The 14,323-nt window shown below is 67.2% G+C and carries 17 protein-coding genes; 9 read left to right on the top strand and 8 right to left on the bottom strand.

Going from position 1 to position 14,323, the window contains the following annotated elements; all coding sequences use genetic code 11:
• Window positions 1-172: 172 nt before the first annotated feature.
• Together TSB10P1A_RS08185 and TSB10P1A_RS08180 are read right to left on the bottom strand one after the other, a co-directional pair.
• On the bottom strand, window positions 173-880 hold the full coding sequence (locus TSB10P1A_RS08185) for a GntR family transcriptional regulator (RefSeq protein WP_186387424.1): 708 nt from the start codon (window positions 878-880) through the stop codon (window positions 173-175).
• 91 nt (window positions 881-971) lie between these two features.
• Window positions 972-1,538 (bottom strand): GNAT family N-acetyltransferase, encoded by a 567-nt coding sequence (locus TSB10P1A_RS08180; protein WP_186387501.1) that lies wholly within the window; start codon window positions 1,536-1,538, stop codon window positions 972-974.
• Between the two features lie 486 nt (window positions 1,539-2,024).
• Between TSB10P1A_RS08180 and TSB10P1A_RS08175 the strand changes: the two genes are divergently transcribed.
• From TSB10P1A_RS08175 to TSB10P1A_RS08150, 6 genes are all read left to right on the top strand, one after another.
• A complete protein-coding gene (locus TSB10P1A_RS08175; protein ID WP_186387500.1) occupies window positions 2,025-2,507 on the top strand; it encodes an Rrf2 family transcriptional regulator in 483 nt (160 codons plus the stop codon).
• Window positions 2,508-2,659: 152 nt separating this feature from the next.
• On the top strand, window positions 2,660-3,673 hold the full coding sequence (locus TSB10P1A_RS08170; protein WP_186387423.1) for a sulfate ABC transporter substrate-binding protein: 1,014 nt from the start codon (window positions 2,660-2,662) through the stop codon (window positions 3,671-3,673).
• Window positions 3,674-3,747: 74 nt separating this feature from the next.
• Complete coding sequence (gene cysT, locus TSB10P1A_RS08165) at window positions 3,748-4,587, top strand: sulfate ABC transporter permease subunit CysT (protein ID WP_186387422.1); 840 nt, start codon at window positions 3,748-3,750, stop codon at window positions 4,585-4,587.
• Entirely contained in the window at window positions 4,580-5,512 is a 933-nt protein-coding gene (gene cysW / locus TSB10P1A_RS08160; RefSeq protein ID WP_371515079.1) for a sulfate ABC transporter permease subunit CysW, read from the top strand. The genes cysT and cysW overlap by 8 nt, the downstream gene beginning before the upstream one ends.
• Window positions 5,513-5,522: 10 nt before the next feature.
• Window positions 5,523-6,596, top strand: coding sequence for a sulfate/molybdate ABC transporter ATP-binding protein (locus TSB10P1A_RS08155; protein WP_186387421.1), 1,074 nt, complete (start codon window positions 5,523-5,525; stop codon window positions 6,594-6,596).
• A 90-nt stretch (window positions 6,597-6,686) separates the two neighbouring features.
• Window positions 6,687-8,429, top strand: coding sequence for an SLC13 family permease (locus tag TSB10P1A_RS08150; protein ID WP_186387420.1), 1,743 nt, complete (start codon window positions 6,687-6,689; stop codon window positions 8,427-8,429).
• Between the two features lie 54 nt (window positions 8,430-8,483).
• On the opposite strand, the gene TSB10P1A_RS08145 is transcribed toward TSB10P1A_RS08150, so the two are convergent.
• The 3 genes from TSB10P1A_RS08145 to TSB10P1A_RS08135 form a co-directional block, all read right to left on the bottom strand.
• Window positions 8,484-8,945, bottom strand: a complete 462-nt coding sequence (locus tag TSB10P1A_RS08145; protein WP_186387419.1) for a DUF305 domain-containing protein — start codon at window positions 8,943-8,945, stop codon at window positions 8,484-8,486.
• A gap of 40 nt (window positions 8,946-8,985) precedes the next feature.
• Window positions 8,986-9,447, bottom strand: a complete 462-nt coding sequence (locus TSB10P1A_RS08140) for a hypothetical protein (RefSeq protein WP_186387418.1) — start codon at window positions 9,445-9,447, stop codon at window positions 8,986-8,988.
• 246 nt (window positions 9,448-9,693) lie between these two features.
• Window positions 9,694-10,137 (bottom strand): Rrf2 family transcriptional regulator, encoded by a 444-nt coding sequence (locus TSB10P1A_RS08135; RefSeq protein WP_186387417.1) that lies wholly within the window; start codon window positions 10,135-10,137, stop codon window positions 9,694-9,696.
• Window positions 10,138-10,327: 190 nt separating this feature from the next.
• Between TSB10P1A_RS08135 and TSB10P1A_RS23705 the strand changes: the two genes are divergently transcribed.
• The 3 genes from TSB10P1A_RS23705 to TSB10P1A_RS08120 all read left to right on the top strand — a co-directional run bounded on the left by TSB10P1A_RS23705 (window position 10,328) and on the right by TSB10P1A_RS08120 (window position 12,414).
• Window positions 10,328-11,230 (top strand): NAD(P)/FAD-dependent oxidoreductase, encoded by a 903-nt coding sequence (locus tag TSB10P1A_RS23705; RefSeq protein ID WP_186387416.1) that lies wholly within the window; start codon window positions 10,328-10,330, stop codon window positions 11,228-11,230.
• Window positions 11,227-11,907 carry a class I SAM-dependent methyltransferase gene (locus TSB10P1A_RS23700; RefSeq protein WP_244293038.1) on the top strand — a complete coding sequence of 227 codons (681 nt, stop codon included), beginning with the start codon at window positions 11,227-11,229 and terminating at the stop codon, window positions 11,905-11,907. Before TSB10P1A_RS23705 ends, TSB10P1A_RS23700 begins: the two co-directional genes overlap by 4 nt.
• 204 nt (window positions 11,908-12,111) lie before the next feature.
• On the top strand, window positions 12,112-12,414 hold the full coding sequence (locus tag TSB10P1A_RS08120; RefSeq protein ID WP_186387415.1) for a hypothetical protein: 303 nt from the start codon (window positions 12,112-12,114) through the stop codon (window positions 12,412-12,414).
• Window positions 12,415-12,433: 19 nt separating this feature from the next.
• On the opposite strand, the gene TSB10P1A_RS08115 is transcribed toward TSB10P1A_RS08120, so the two are convergent.
• From TSB10P1A_RS08115 to TSB10P1A_RS08105, 3 genes are read right to left on the bottom strand one after another with little or no spacing between them, the layout of a single operon-like run.
• Window positions 12,434-13,327 carry a hypothetical protein gene (locus tag TSB10P1A_RS08115; protein ID WP_186387414.1) on the bottom strand — a complete coding sequence of 298 codons (894 nt, stop codon included), beginning with the start codon at window positions 13,325-13,327 and terminating at the stop codon, window positions 12,434-12,436.
• Between the two features lie 18 nt (window positions 13,328-13,345).
• Entirely contained in the window at window positions 13,346-13,819 is a 474-nt protein-coding gene (locus tag TSB10P1A_RS08110; RefSeq protein ID WP_186387413.1) for a hypothetical protein, read from the bottom strand.
• 47 nt (window positions 13,820-13,866) lie between these two features.
• Window positions 13,867-14,319: a hypothetical protein gene (locus TSB10P1A_RS08105; protein WP_186387412.1), complete on the bottom strand. Its 453-nt coding sequence runs from the start codon at window positions 14,317-14,319 to the stop codon at window positions 13,867-13,869.
• Window positions 14,320-14,323: the final 4 nt, after the last annotated feature.

Genomic DNA, 14,323 nt, shown 5'->3' with positions numbered 1-14,323 from the left:
GGCGCATCCGACAGGCCGGCGCAACGGATGGGGAGGTCGTTGGCGACTGGCGGTGCGTGCGACGGCGACACTCAAAGCGGCTGTTCATGACAGCCGGTTGACGCAACCGGCCCGGGGCGGCGCCTGACATCGAAGCTTCATGCCAAGTGGCGGGCTTGGCGAGACCGGCCGCTCAGATCAGCAGGCGGATGCGGTCGCCGCGCACGATGGCCTCCGTCACCTCGATCGGGCTGCCCCGCTCGTCGACATTGCAGCCGACCAGTTCGAACACCGGCTGCGACGGCGCGATGTCCAGCGTCACCGCTTCCGACGGCGTCGGCAGCCTGGTGTTCACCGTCGTCTCCGACCGGGTGTAGTGGTCGATGCCGAGCCGCTTGAAGGCGGCCGGCGAGGAGGCCGAGGCCGACATCAGGTCGAGCATGTCCGGAAAGCGCTTGGGGTCGAAATAATGCCGGCCGATGGTGGTGGGCACTGCGTCGACGACATGCAGGATCTCGCTGACCAGCACCGTCTCGCGCTGCGACACCGCCAGCATCTTCGCCACCTCGGCGGAGGCGCGGCCGCGTTGCCGCAACACCAGGATCTCGATGCGCACGTCGCAGCCGTTCTCCCGCATGTTGGTGCCGAATCGGGTTCGCCGGTCGATCCTGTAGACCTGCTTGCGGGCCGGCACATAGGCTCCGCGCCCCTGCCAACTGCCGATCAGCCCGTCCTGCTTCAGCCGCTCGATCGCGCGCCGGACCACATGGCGCGGCACCCCGTAGCTCTGGGAAAGGTCCGTCTGGGAGGGGATCCGGCTGCCGGAGCCGAGGGCGCCGGTCTCGATCCGCGCCTTCAGGTCGGCATAGACCCGGTCCCAGGCGGAAGAAGTCGGTGACATCCCGGCGCCTCCAGCTCCGCAAATCGCTCAGCCGGGGACAATCCGCCTCTCCTGCGACAGCCGCGTGACAGCGCCGCTGCCGGCCCGTGCCTCAGCCGCCCGGCAGGGTCCGGTCCGCCTCTCCCAGCGGCCGCTGCATCAGCACCGTGTCGACCCAGCGGCCAAGCTTGAAGCCGACCGAACGCAGCGTGCCGACCGTCTCGAAGCCGAAGCGGCGATGCAGCCCGATCGAGCCCTCGTTGCCGCTGTTGCCGATCACCGCCAGCATCTGCCGCCAGGGTCCTTCCTCGCAGCGGGCGATCAACGCACCGAGCAGCGCGCCGCCGATGCCGCGGCCGCCATGGCCCTCGGCGACATAGACCGAGTCCTCGACCGTGTGGCGGTAGGCCGGGCGCGGCCGGTAGGCGGTCGCATAGCAATAGCCGAGGATCCGTCCCTCGCTTTCGGCGACGAGATAGGGCAGGCCGGCGGCGATCACCGCTTGGCGCCGCGCGTTCATCTCGTCCGCCGTCGGCGGCACTTCCTCGAAGGTCGCCAGACCATGCAGCACGTGATGGGCATAGATCGCCTCAACCGCCGGCATGTCCGCTTCGCCCGCCGCGCGGATGCGCAAGGGCGCGCGCGTGCCGTCGTCCCGTTTCAGCCCCGTCTCGTTCATCGTCCGCCCTGCCCCCGTCTTGCCCAGTCCTGCCCCACGCATCATCCGCGCATCACCCACTCCGGCGGCGCGGGCCCAGCCTTCGACAATCGCCAGGCAAGCGGGGCCCAGGCAAGCGGGATCGCCGTGTCGTCCATAGGAAATCTTCGCGAGGTCGCCGCCGGACGGCGATCTCGCCGGCGCAGGGCCGCGGGAGGGGAACGGGAGGGCCGCTGCGGCGATGCGGAGGCAGGCGATGCGGAGGCAGGCGGACAGTTCCCCGCCGAACGTCGGCCAGGAGCATTGGGAATTTACACGACCACATAGGTCGGGATAATGGGATATCTTTCGATAGCGGCGCCGAAGACCGCCGAAGCGGGGGCTCAGTTGGAATCCGAGGCAGATCCCGCAACGACATTGACCGCCGAGGACGCCATGACCAAGGTGGAGCCACCGGCAGAGCGCCGCGTTCAGGCACCCGGCACGGGCAAGGAAAAGACCGAGACGATGATTTCCCAGAAGGCGAAATACGCATTGAGGGCCCTGGTCGCCCTGGCCAGGGTCGAGTCGCCGGAGGAAACCCGGATGATCTCGGAGATTGCCGAGCAGCAGAACATTCCCAAGAAGTTCCTCGAACAGATCCTTCTCGATCTGAAGCATCACGGCATCGTCGCCAGCCGGCGCGGCAAGGCGGGAGGCTATCTGCTCCTGCGTCCCGCCGAACACATCACCTTCGGCGAGGTTCTGCGGATCATCGACGGCCCGATCGCGCCGCTGCCCTGCCTGTCGCGTATGGCCTATCGCCGCTGCCAGGACTGCGGCAGCGAGCAGAGCTGCGAGATCCGGCGCGTCTTCGCGCGCGTGGCCATCGCCACCCGCGAGGTGCTCGACCGCACGACCATTGCCGACAGCCTCCGTGCCGAGGGCGACGACCTGCCCCTCGACGGCGCCGGTCTTCAGAACGTTTCGCGCTCGGGCGGGTCGCTCTGACGGCCGCCGGCCGCCACGCCGAATTCAAATGCCCACCGGGACCGGATCGCTGAAAATCCGTTCCCTTGCGCAGGAACCATTTGGCAAAGGAGCGCATTTCAATACACTATAATATCGATAGAGTTTTGGAGCTTATCAAAACGGAGGCGGATATGATCCATTCTCGACGCTCCCTGCTGTTCTCGGCGGTCCTTGCGGCGGCTGTCCATGTCAGCGGCATCGCCTTTGCCCAGCAGACGCTGGTCAACGTGTCCTACGATCCGACGCGCGAACTCTATCGGGCGTTCAACGCCGCCTTCGCCGCCCATTGGCTGGAGAAGACCGGCAAGAAGGTCGAGATCACCGTCACGCATGGCGGGTCCGGCTCCCAGGCCCGCACGGTCATCGACGGCCTTGCCGCGGATGTGCTGACCATGCCGCTGGCCGGCGACATTCTCGCCGTGGAGAAGGCCGGTCTCATCGAGCCCGGCTGGCAGGCGAGACTGCCGCTCAATTCCTCGCCCTATCTGTCGACCATCGTCTTCCTGGTCCGCGCCGGCAATCCGAAGACCATCCTCGACTGGGACGATCTCGTGCGCGACGACGTCGAGGTCATCACCCCCAATCCCAAGACCTCGGGGGGCGCGCGCTGGAACTATCTCGCCGCCTATGGCTACGCGCTGAAGCGCTCCGACGGCGACCATGCCGCCGCCCGCGACTTCGTCGGCCGTCTCTATGCCAATGTCCCGGTGCTGGACAGCGGCGCGCGGGGCGCCACGACCACCTTCGTGGAGCGCGGGTTGGGCGACGTGCTGCTTGCCTGGGAGAACGAAGCCTTCCTCGCGCTGGAGGAACTGGGGCCGGGCTCCTTCGACATCGTCGTGCCGTCGCTGTCGATCCTCGCCGAACCGCCGGTCGCCGTCATCGACGCCAATGTCGACCGGCGCGGCACGCGCGAGCTGGCGACGGCCTATCTGGAGTATCTCTACACGCCGCAGGCCCAGCGCATCATCGCGGCCAACTACTATCGTCCGCAATATCCGGAGCACGCCGATCCCAAGGATGTCGCCCGCTTCCCCGATCTCGAGCTGATCACCATCGACGAGGTGTTCGGAGGCTGGGCCGTCGCCCAGCAGGAGCATTTCGGCGACGGCGGCGTCTTCGACCAGATCTACCAGGACAACTGAGACAGTCCGTCACCGGCGGGGGCGCGGATCCGCACCCCCGTCCTTGCCGGCAACCCCGAGGGACCGTGCGGCCGATGGCAGTCACACACTTTCGCGCGCCGAGCATCATTCCGGGCTTCGGGCTGACGTTCGGCTTCACGCTCTTCTACCTGTCGATCATCGTCATCGTGCCGGTGATCGGCATCTATATCCACACGTTCCAGCTCGACTGGGCCGCCTTCGAGCGCATCGTCACCGGGGCGAGGTTCCAGGCGGCGCTGCGCCTCAGCTTCGGCACATCCGCCCTTGCGGCGCTGGTCAATGTGGTGATCGGGGTGCTCGTCGCCTGGGTGCTGACGCGCTACAGCTTTCCCGGGCGCCGCGTCCTCGATGCCATCGTCGACCTGCCGTTCGCGCTGCCGACGGCCGTCGCCGGCATTTCCCTCACCGCGATCTATGCACCTACCGGCCTGATCGGCCAACTGTTCGCCCCGCTCGGCATCCGCATCGCCTATACGCCCCTCGGCATCCTGATCGCGCTGATCTTCATCGGATTGCCTTTCGTGGTGCGCACGGTGCAGCCGGTCCTGCAGGATTTCGATCGCGAGGTCGAGGAGGCGTCGGCAACGCTCGGCGCCTCGCGGCTGACGACGATCGTCAGGGTGCTTCTTCCCAACCTCGTCCCGGCGATCCTGACCGGATTCGCGCTGGCCTTCTCCCGGGCGGTCGGGGAATACGGCTCGGTGATCTTCATCGCCGGCAACCTGCCGCGTCAGACGGAGATCCTTCCCCTGCTGATCGTGTTCCGGCTCGAGGAGTACAACTACCCCGCCGCCGCCGCCATCGCCGCCGTGATGATGACGGCCTCGTTTGTCATTCTCCTGCTGATCAACCTGATCCAGGCATGGAGCAGACGGAGGTTCGGCCGTGTCTGACCCTGCCGCCCGCATCCCCGCCAAACATCCCCCCGCCAGGCGCCTCCCCGCCACGCGCTCCGCCGCGGCGCCGTCGCCGCGCATCTCGCCGACGACCGAGACGCGCGCCGTGCAATACGCGCTGATCGCCGTTGTCGTGGCCATCCTGTCGCTGTTCCTGCTGGTACCGCTGGCGACCGTCTTCACCCAGGCCCTGCGGTCGGGCCTCGGCGACTATCTCGCGACCTTCCGCAATCCCGAAGCCCTCGCGGCGATCCGGCTGACGCTGCTGGTGGCGGCGATCGCGGTGCCGTGCAACCTGATCTTCGGCATCGCGGCGGCCTGGGCCATCGCCAAATACCGCTTTCCCGGCCGCACCCTGCTGGTGTCGCTGATCGACCTGCCGTTCTCCATCTCGCCGGTCGTCGCCGGCCTGGTCTATATCCTGCTGCTCGGCTCCAACTCCCTGATCGGCGGCTTTCTGCTGGAGAATTTCGGGATCCGCATCATCTTCGCGGTGCCGGGCATCGTGCTGGCGACGATCCTCGTCACCTTCCCCTTCATCGCCCGCGAGTTGATCCCCTTGATGGAGGATCAGGGGACGGGCGACGAGGAAGCGGCGCTGTCGCTGGGCGCCAATGGCTGGCAGACCTTCCTGTTCGTCACCCTGCCCAACGTCAAGTGGGCGCTGCTCTATGGCGTGCTGCTGTGCAATGCCCGCGCCATGGGAGAGTTCGGCGCCGTCGCGGTGCTGTCCGGCAAGCTGCGCGGCCAGACCGTGACGATGCCGCTGCAGGTCGAGCTGTTCTACAACGAGTATGCCTCGGTCGCCGCCTTCTCGCTGGCCTCGCTGCTCGCCGGGCTGGCGCTGGTCACGCTCATCGTCAAGTCATGGCTGGAATGGCGCTACGCCGACCAGATCGCCGCCACCGGCAGAGGGCATTGAGGAGACCGCAATGGAACTCAGCATCCGCAACATTCGCAAGGAGTTCGACCGTTTCCCCGCCCTGCACGGCGTCTCGCTCGACATCCGCTCGGGCGAGTTGATCGCCCTACTCGGCCCGTCCGGGTCCGGCAAGACGACGCTCCTGCGCCTGATCGCCGGGCTCGAATTCCCCACCTCCGGCGCGATCTTCTTCGGCGAGGACGATGCCTCGCAGAAGACCGTGCAGGAGCGCAATGTCGGCTTCGTCTTCCAGCACTATGCGCTGTTCCGTCACATGACGGTGGCCGAGAACATCGGCTTCGGCCTCAAGGTGCGGCCGCGCCGCCTGCGCCCCTCGGCGGCGCAGATCCGCCGGCGGGCGTCGGAGCTGCTCGAGCTTGTCCGGCTTCCGGGTCTGGAGAACCGCTATCCCAGCCAGTTGTCCGGCGGCCAGCGCCAGCGGGTGGCGCTGGCGAGGGCGCTCGCCATCGAACCGAAGGTGCTCTTGCTCGACGAGCCGTTCGGTGCTCTTGATGCGCAGGTGCGGCGCGATCTGCGGCGCTGGCTGCGCGAGATCCACGAGACCACGGGCCACACCACCGTCTTCGTCACACACGACCAGGAGGAGGCGCTGGAGCTTGCCGACCGCGTCGTCGTCATGAGCCAGGGGGCCATCGAGCAAGTGGGATCGGCCGATGACGTCTATGACAGGCCCCTTACCCCTTTCGTCTACGGCTTCATCGGCGAATCGAGCCGTCTGCCGGTCAGGGTCGACACTGGCGGGGTCTGGATCGACGACCGGAGCCTCGGTCTTGCCGCCGGCGACGTTCCGGACGGCCCGGCGCACCTGTTCTTCCGGCCTCACGACGTCGAACTCGTGGAGGGCTGCGGCGGCTGCATCGCCGGAGTGGTGGTGTCCAGCCGCCGTGTCGAGGCGACGCGGCGGGTGGAACTGGCCGTTGGCGGGGATCGCCGGATCGTCGAAATCGAGCTTCCCGCCGATCATCCCGCCGCCCTGCGCAGCCGGATCGCCTTCCGCCCGAGAAGCTGGAAACTCTTCGCCGACGCACGGGCCGGGCGGGAGGCATGCGCCGAGACGGTCTGAGGCGATGCCGGGTCTCGCCGGGCTCCGGCACCGCCGCGCGCCGCGCCCGGAAAAATCCCCGGCAAGGACTCCAGAAGGGACGCCGGCGTGATGGACGGCGGCCCCCTCCTCGCGCTCGAACAGCTCCTTCTCGTCGTCCTCTTGTGCGGCATGCTCGCCGTCTTCCTGGTCGACCGCTTCCGCATGGAGGTGGTGGCGCTGACCGGCCTCGCGCTCGGCGTCCTGTTCGGCCTTGTCGGGCCGGCCGACGCCTTTGCCGGCTTCGCCAACCCGGCCTTCATCACCGTCGTCGAGATCCTGCTGGTGGTGAAGGTGCTGTCGAGAAGCGGCCTTCTGGAGCGCCTGTCCGCCCGGATCGTCGCCTTGCGGCTCGGCCCGACCGGGCTGCTGGCGACCCTGTGCGCCCTTACCGCGGCCCTGTCGGTGGTGATGAACAATATCGGCGCGCTGGCCCTGATGATCCCGGTCGCCTTCGGTGTCTGCCGCGCCAGCGATCTCAATCCGAAATTCGTGCTGATGCCGATCGCCTTCGCCTCGCTGCTCGGCGGCGTGTGCTCGATCGTCGGCACGCCTGCCAATCTGATCGTCAGTCAGCAGCTCGCACTGGCCACCGGCACGGGCTTCTCGTTCTTCAGCTATGCCGTTGCCGGCCTGCCGGCGGCGCTTGCCGGGATCGCCGTTCTCTGTCTCCTCGCCCCGCGCATCCTGCCCGTGACCGGCGGCGGCGCGGCGACGCCCGCCCCGCCCTCGCTGCCCTCCCGCAGCGTCGTCGCCGAAGGCGTGGTCCCGGCCGGTTCCCCGCTTGTCGGGGCCTCGCCGGCCGGTCTGCCGTTCGAGCTCCATGCCGTGACCCGCGCGGGAAAGCGGCAGTTCCTGCCGCGCGTCGCGGTGCTGGAGGCGGGCGACAGGCTGCTGATCGGGATCGATCACAGCCGACTGGCGCGTCTTCGCGCCGACGGCGCTCTCGACCTCGGCGCAGGCCCGCCGGACGGCGTTTCGTTGCAGGCGGTGGTGATGCCCGAGAGCACCGTGGTCGGATCCCGCATCGCCACCATCGAGGCGCTGGCCGCCAGAGGCATCGTCACGCGGGCCGCGTCGCTGCAGTCGCCCCGGATCGAAGGCGGCTTCGCCGATCTTCAGCTCTCGATCGGCGACGTGCTCTATCTGGAAGGGGAGCCCGACCTGCTGCGCGAGGCGCTGGAGGAGACCGAGATGCTCGCCCTGGAGGCTGCCGAAAGCGTGCGGACCGACCCGCCCGACTGGCGACCGCTCTGCGTCTTCCTCGGCGGCGTGGCGCTTGCCGCCTTCGCCCCGGTCGCACCCCAGATCGCTTTCGGCCTCGTCGTCCTGGCGCTGGCGCTCGCCGGCTGGCTGAACCTGCGCGACGGGCTCGCCAACCTGCCCTGGCCGGTGCTGATCATGCTGGCCGCGATGATTCCGCTCGGCGAGGCGGTCGAGACCACCGGAACCGCCCGGCTGCTGGCGGGCCTGCTGCTGTCGGCGCTGCCCTCGACGGACCTGCCTCTCATCGCCTCGGTGCTGCTGCTTGCGGTCCTCGTCACACCGTTCGTCAACAACGCCTCGACCGCCATCGTGCTCGGCCCGATCGCGATCGGCATCGCCCAGGCGGCCGGCCTGCCGCCGGAGCCCTTCCTGCTGGCCCTCGCGCTCGGCGTCTCGATCGACTTCCTCACCCCGTTCGGCCACCACAGCAACATGATCGTCATGGGGCTCGGCGCCTATCGCTTCGCCGATTTCCTCCGGCTGGGACTGCCGGTGACCCTGGCCTCGGGCATGACGGGCCTTGCGGCCCTTGTGGGTCTGTGGCGGTGAGCGGGGCCACGCGGACGCGCCGCGCGGCCCCTGTTTCGGCGACCTCGCGGTCCGCTATCTGGCGTTGTCGGCCAGCCACTGCGTCATGTCGGCGATTTCCCGGACCTGCGCCTCGATGATCTGCTCGGACAGGGCGCGGATCCACGGGTCCTTGCCGTGTTCGAGCTGGATCCGGGCCATGTCGATAGCGCCCTGATGATGGGCGATCATGGCGCAGGCGAAGGCGACATCCGGGTCACCCTGCATCATGCCGTCCATCATCGCCGGCATGGTGACCGCCATCTTCTCCATGTTCTGGCGCTGGAAGTCGGTCATGCCGGCCATGTCCATGCCCTCCATCCGCATCATGCCCGTCTCCCGACCGCCACCATGCATGCCGCCATGGCCGGCATGGTCCATGGCGCTGCCCGCAGTGCATTGTTCGGGGAGTTGGAACGCTGCCTCGTCCTGGGCGAGCGCCGGGGTGGACAGGGACGCCGCGAAGATTGCAGCGACCGCGAATTTCAATGTGTTCATCTCAAGGTCTCCTTGAATGATTGACTGGTCTCAGGGTCGATCAGACAGGGAGGATGCGCGGTGGCGGCACCAGGATTGCCGGGTCGATCCCGGCCGCGGCCGTTGGGCGGCCCGGCTCATGCGCCCGCAAGGAGGCCGTCCGCGGCATCTCGGGCAGGGCCAGCGCCAGGCCGGGATGGCACTGGGTCATGACGCAGCAGCCCATGTCGGGCGCGCAATCGGGCGCAGAGCCGGAAGCGGCGTCGGAGGCAGAATTGGGGGCAGAGTTGGGGGCAGACTCGGGCGAGATGCGGTGGTGAGCGTGCGCCGCCCCATGGGAAGACCTGATGGCGGCGGCGTTGCTGGCGGGAGCCTCGGCAGCGGCGGCCTCGACGCTTGCCGGAGGGTGCGGGCCGGCCGGCCCGGAGCGCGGCGGGAGCTTGCCCATCGACGGCCAGGCAAGGGCGACTGCCAGAACCAGCGACAGGCTGAGCAGCACGTCCCGGATCCTGGCGAAGGTCATCTGGCGCGGCATTCGATCGGACCTGCATTTCTGCCCGTCTCGACGAGCGGGCTCCAGGAGCAACGAGAGCCGCCCATTGTCGTCAGCAATGTGGCGCCGTTTTGTCCCCGCACGGGGCCGTCCGGCGTGGTGTCCACCCGCGCTGGTGTGGTGAAGTCGGCCAACTCGCCGAGCTTCATCTTGCGGCGAGCGAGCATCAGATCGAGGCGAGACGCCCGGCGCTATCGCGGCCGCCGCCGTCCGGGCTCAGCCCGGCCCGGCCCCATGCACCGTCAGCGGCACCGGCGCCTCGGGCATCAGGGTGTCCAGCGTCACCTCGCCGAAACGCGCAAGGAACAGCGCCTCGGCCTGCACCATCGTCTCCGCCAGCGCGGCGTTGACGTTCTTCTGCACCAGGCAATCGGGAGTGTCGCTGCGATTGCCGATCGCGAACAGCGTCGGGCGCCCGAGCGCCTCATAGACCGAGAGCAGGGTGATTTCGCTGAGCGGCCGTGCCAGTTGCCATCCGCCGCCATGGCCCTTTCCCGACGTGACGTGGCCTGCGTCCCGCAGGCCCGCCATCGTCCTGCGAAACACCGCCGGGTTCGTGCCCATGCTTCTGGCCAGCACATCGGAGGTCACCGGCTCGCGGAACTGGCCCATATGCAGCAGCACATGCAGCACGTCCGACAGCCGCGTGTCCTTGTTCATGTCTTCTTCCGCTCCAGCGCGCGCAGCAGGGCGCCCCTCGGGCCGTCCGTGAATTTCACGTAACAGATGTTGATACGTGAACCGCCGCCTGTTATGTATCTCCAACTGATACGTTCCAAGCCGCCCCATGTCCAGCGCAGACGCCCTTCCCCGAAGGCTGGCGGGCGTGTGATCCAGCGAAGTCGATCCAATGCATCATGACGCCCTCATCATCGGCGGCAGCTTTGCCGGACTGTCCGCAGCCCTTTATCTGGCGCGCGCCCGCAGGAGCGTATGCGTCGTGGATGCGGGCGCGCCGCGCAACCGCTTCGCCGCCACCTCCCACGGCTTCTTCGCCCAGGACGGCAGCGATCCGCAGGCCATGCTGCAGACCATGCGCCGACAGGTCGCCGCCTATCCGACCGTCGGTTTCCTCACGGATACGGCGGTCGAAGCGCGCGGGGACGACGGCGTGTTCTCGGTCGCGCTCCGCAGCGGCGCGCTCGTCACCGGCAAGCGCCTGCTTCTGGCCTTCGGCATTTCCGACGAGATGCCGGAAACGCCGGGGCTGGCGGAGCGCTGGGGCACATCCGTCCTGCATTGCCCCTATTGTCACGGCTACGAGTTCAGCGGCCGGCCGCTCGGCGTGCTGAAGACCTCGCCGCTCTCGCATCATCAGGCGATGATGATCAGCGACTGGGGGCCGACCACGCTCTATCTGGACGGCGGCGACCTGGAGGCGGAGCACCGCGACGCGCTTGCCCGGCGCGGCGTCCGGATCGAGCCTGCCGCCGTCGATCGCCTGACCGGCGACGGCCGGAGCCTGTCGCATATCCATCTGGCCGACGGGCGGGCCTGTCCGCTCGAAGCGCTGTTCATCGCCCCGCGCAACCGCCTCAACAGCGCCGTGGCCGAACAGCTCGGCTGCGCGATCGAGGCCGGACCGCTCGGGCCGGCGATCAAGGTGGACGAGATGCGGATGACCAGCACGGTCAACGTGTTCGCGGCCGGCGACATCACCCGCACGGCGCACAATGTCACCTTCGCCTGCGCCGATGGCGTCATGGCGGCCCTGGCGATGCACCGTTCTCTGGTCTTCGGGGCCGCGTCGTGAGCACCGCACCCACACCGTTCGCGGATCCGGCGGCTGTTGCGTCCTACACGCAGGACACCCCGGCCAGGGTGCCGGGACTGGCCGACCTGCACCGGATGACGACGGTTCTTCTCGGCGAGCGCGCCCAAAGCGCCGCCGACATCCTCGTGGTCGGTGCCGGCGGCGGGCTGGAACTGCAGGCGATGGCTGAGGCGCGGCCCGGCTGGCGGTTCACCGGCGTCGATCCCTCCCCGGCGATGCTCGACATCGCGCGGCGCACGACCGCTGCCCATGCCGCCCGGATCGCGCTTCTCGAGGGCACTGTCGACGACGCGCCTATCGGTCCGTTCGGCGGCGCGACATGCCTGCTGGTGCTGCACTTTCTGGACAGGGCCGAGCGGCTGCGCAGCTTGCGGGAAATCCGCCGCCGCCTGGCGCCGGGCGCCGCGCTCGTCACGGCGCATCACGCCTCGCCGGACGGCGAGGCGGAGCGCTGGCTGGCCCGCTCGGCCGCGTTCGCCGGGCGGGGCGGCCGCGATCCGGCGCAGGGCCTTGCTTCGGCGCGCGACATGGCCCAACGCCTGCCGCTGCTCACCCCGGCCGAAGAGGAAGCGCTTTTGCGGGAGGCCGGCTTCTGCGCACCGGCGCTGTTCTATGCCGCCTTTTCGTTTCGCGGCTGGGTCGCCTTCGCCGGCTGAGCATCGTCGCGGCAATCGGACGACAGCTTGCCAGCCTGAAAGATGAACCATTCGGGAGCATCGTCTGAGGCAGAACACCGGAGGTCAAAGCAGACTATATCGCCTTGATTGCCGGCGTGGGTGCATGCCGCTCGCAGCCGTGATCGCGGGTAGATGAGGCATAGGATTGGTTGCTATAGCTCACAGCGGAACGGGAGAATTGGAATGCGTAGCCGCTTCAAAGAAGGCACGGAGATCGTCAGCATGGCTGTCGAGCTGGACCGGGCCGAGTTGCTGTGGGCGGCACGGCTGGGCGGGATGGAGTTCGCGGATGATGACGTGGAGGACCTGACCACCCGCATGTTCCATGAACCCCAGCTAGCACGTCTCATCAAACACTACGCGCGACAGGGGTTGATCGGCTCCCTCCACGCCGCGCGCAATCGCGCGATGGATCAGGCCGAAAAAGCGGAAAAGCGAAAGCGTTTCGAGGCGATGACGCAGCCAAAAGGCGGCATGCTGAATTGAGGGGCGCGGTTCACGAGGCTCACTCGTTACATAAAGTCTGCTTGAGCCTTCCGCCGCTCATACGGATTTCAGAGAACCGGGTGCTACCGGGACAGGGAATGAGAACGGCATCATCGCCAAAGCGCGGTTCGATGCCAAGATAGCGACCGGACACATAGTCATCGCCGTGCGACACATAGACGGCGAACTCGCAGTTGGCCGCCCCGCAATACGGGCTAAGTCCCGTCCCGCAGGAGAGCTTACCGAGGTCAAGCAGATAATCGGGCTTGCCGTCGCCGTTGATGTCTTTGGACTGCACGCTTCCGTCCAGAAGCTGCGCTTTACCTCCGATATTGATGCACATTTCCGCCGTCTCAAGAATCAACGGATCCATTGCCGAGGGATAGGACGAGCTGCCGGATACGGCGGGCGGGGTATCCGTCGAGGCGATGAGCGGACATTCGGCCAGCATTGTCGTCAGCGCCGCGCCCGAACCGCGCAATGACAGGGTGAAGGCCGCGAATTGGTCACTGTCGAGGGTGAAGCGGTTCCCGCTTTTGAGTCGTTGCACGAGGTTCTGATGATCGGTTTGGCTGAAAGCGGCATCGTAGCTTTGCATGCCGGTGTCAGCAGGTCCGGCCTTGTTCATCGGCAATGAAACAGCCGCACCGTCTATCGTCCATGTGACGGACACGAACTCGGCGGAGTGGCCGGGTTCCGGTGCGTCGATCCCCCACGAAATGCCGCCGCCCTCCATCGTCAGGCATTGCAGCTTGACACAGTGCCTGTCCGAACCGGCCTGGCAAATGCCTGCAGCAACGAAATTGTCGCCACGGTTGACCTGCCACGCGGCGGAACTCTGCCCCGCCGCAGTGCCCGACATGGCAAGCAGGACGGCAAACGTCCCGCCGATCACTCGTTCGGGTGTTTTCATCCTACTTGCCCCTTTCACTTACCGGATCGTCCGCGATGCGGAATCGAAGCGCGCCCATGTCTGCGTGCGCGATGCGCCGCCAGCCTGCACCTCGAACTGATAATGCGAGTTGATGCGCCCGCCGGAGGTGTTGCAGGGCGGTAGGAAGCCGTAATTCACGGTCGTCGTTCCGGAACCATCCGAGCGGACGGTGGTGCTGCGGTGGTTATATGTCCCGCCATCGCTCCAGTAATCGGTCAGGCGAACACGGATTGGCACGCCTGCCGCAGCCGTATGCCGGATCGTCACGGTCGGCGGCTGTCCCTGTCCACCCAGATCACGGCAGAGACTGGCATTCGTCATCGGGGTGACGCTGATGCTGCTGATCTCGAAATTCTGTGCGGGGGTGGCAGCGGCTATATCGGTACCGTCTCCGGTGGATTGGCATGCGGCGAGCGCCACAAGTATGGTGGCCATGCCTGCAGCACCGCCAAGTTTCTGCACGACGTTCATGTAAACTCCTCTTGGGTGGTTTGCGCTGGAAGATGATAGGGAGCGCGTCAGGCCGCGCTTGGCTTGTGAGCGGCAGATGAACCCTGCCGACAAAGAGCGAGGGCGGCCTTGGCACGACGGCCAACCCACCAGACCCATATGCCGATTGGAATTATCAGCAGGGGGATGACCAGCATTCCAGTCACCACCCCCAAGACGACGAGGATAATTCCGATGACACGTAGCGTTCCGCCGCCTTCGCCGTATGTGCCGTTCGTCAGATTGTTGTAGGCAAGAGCGTTCAGGCCGTTGGACTTCTGAACCCCTGCGACAATGAGATGATCGCCGTTGTTGATGCTCATGGATTCGCCGAAGTCGGCATTGACAGCCTTGCCGTCGATCAGAAAATTCATGGTAGTCGTGCTGGACACGCTGCCCTTGCCACGACTGATAGAACCGTGAACCGATGTATCGGTACGGATGTTCGAGGCGATGCCCTCCAGTTTCGTCAACGTTGCCATCTTC

The sequence above is a fragment of the Stappia sp. TSB10P1A genome (genome assembly GCF_900185725.1).
GTDB lineage: Bacteria > Pseudomonadota > Alphaproteobacteria > Rhizobiales > Stappiaceae > Stappia.
The sequence above is the reverse complement of the archived record's forward strand: the minus strand, read 5'-3'. Positions and strand labels throughout refer to the sequence as shown.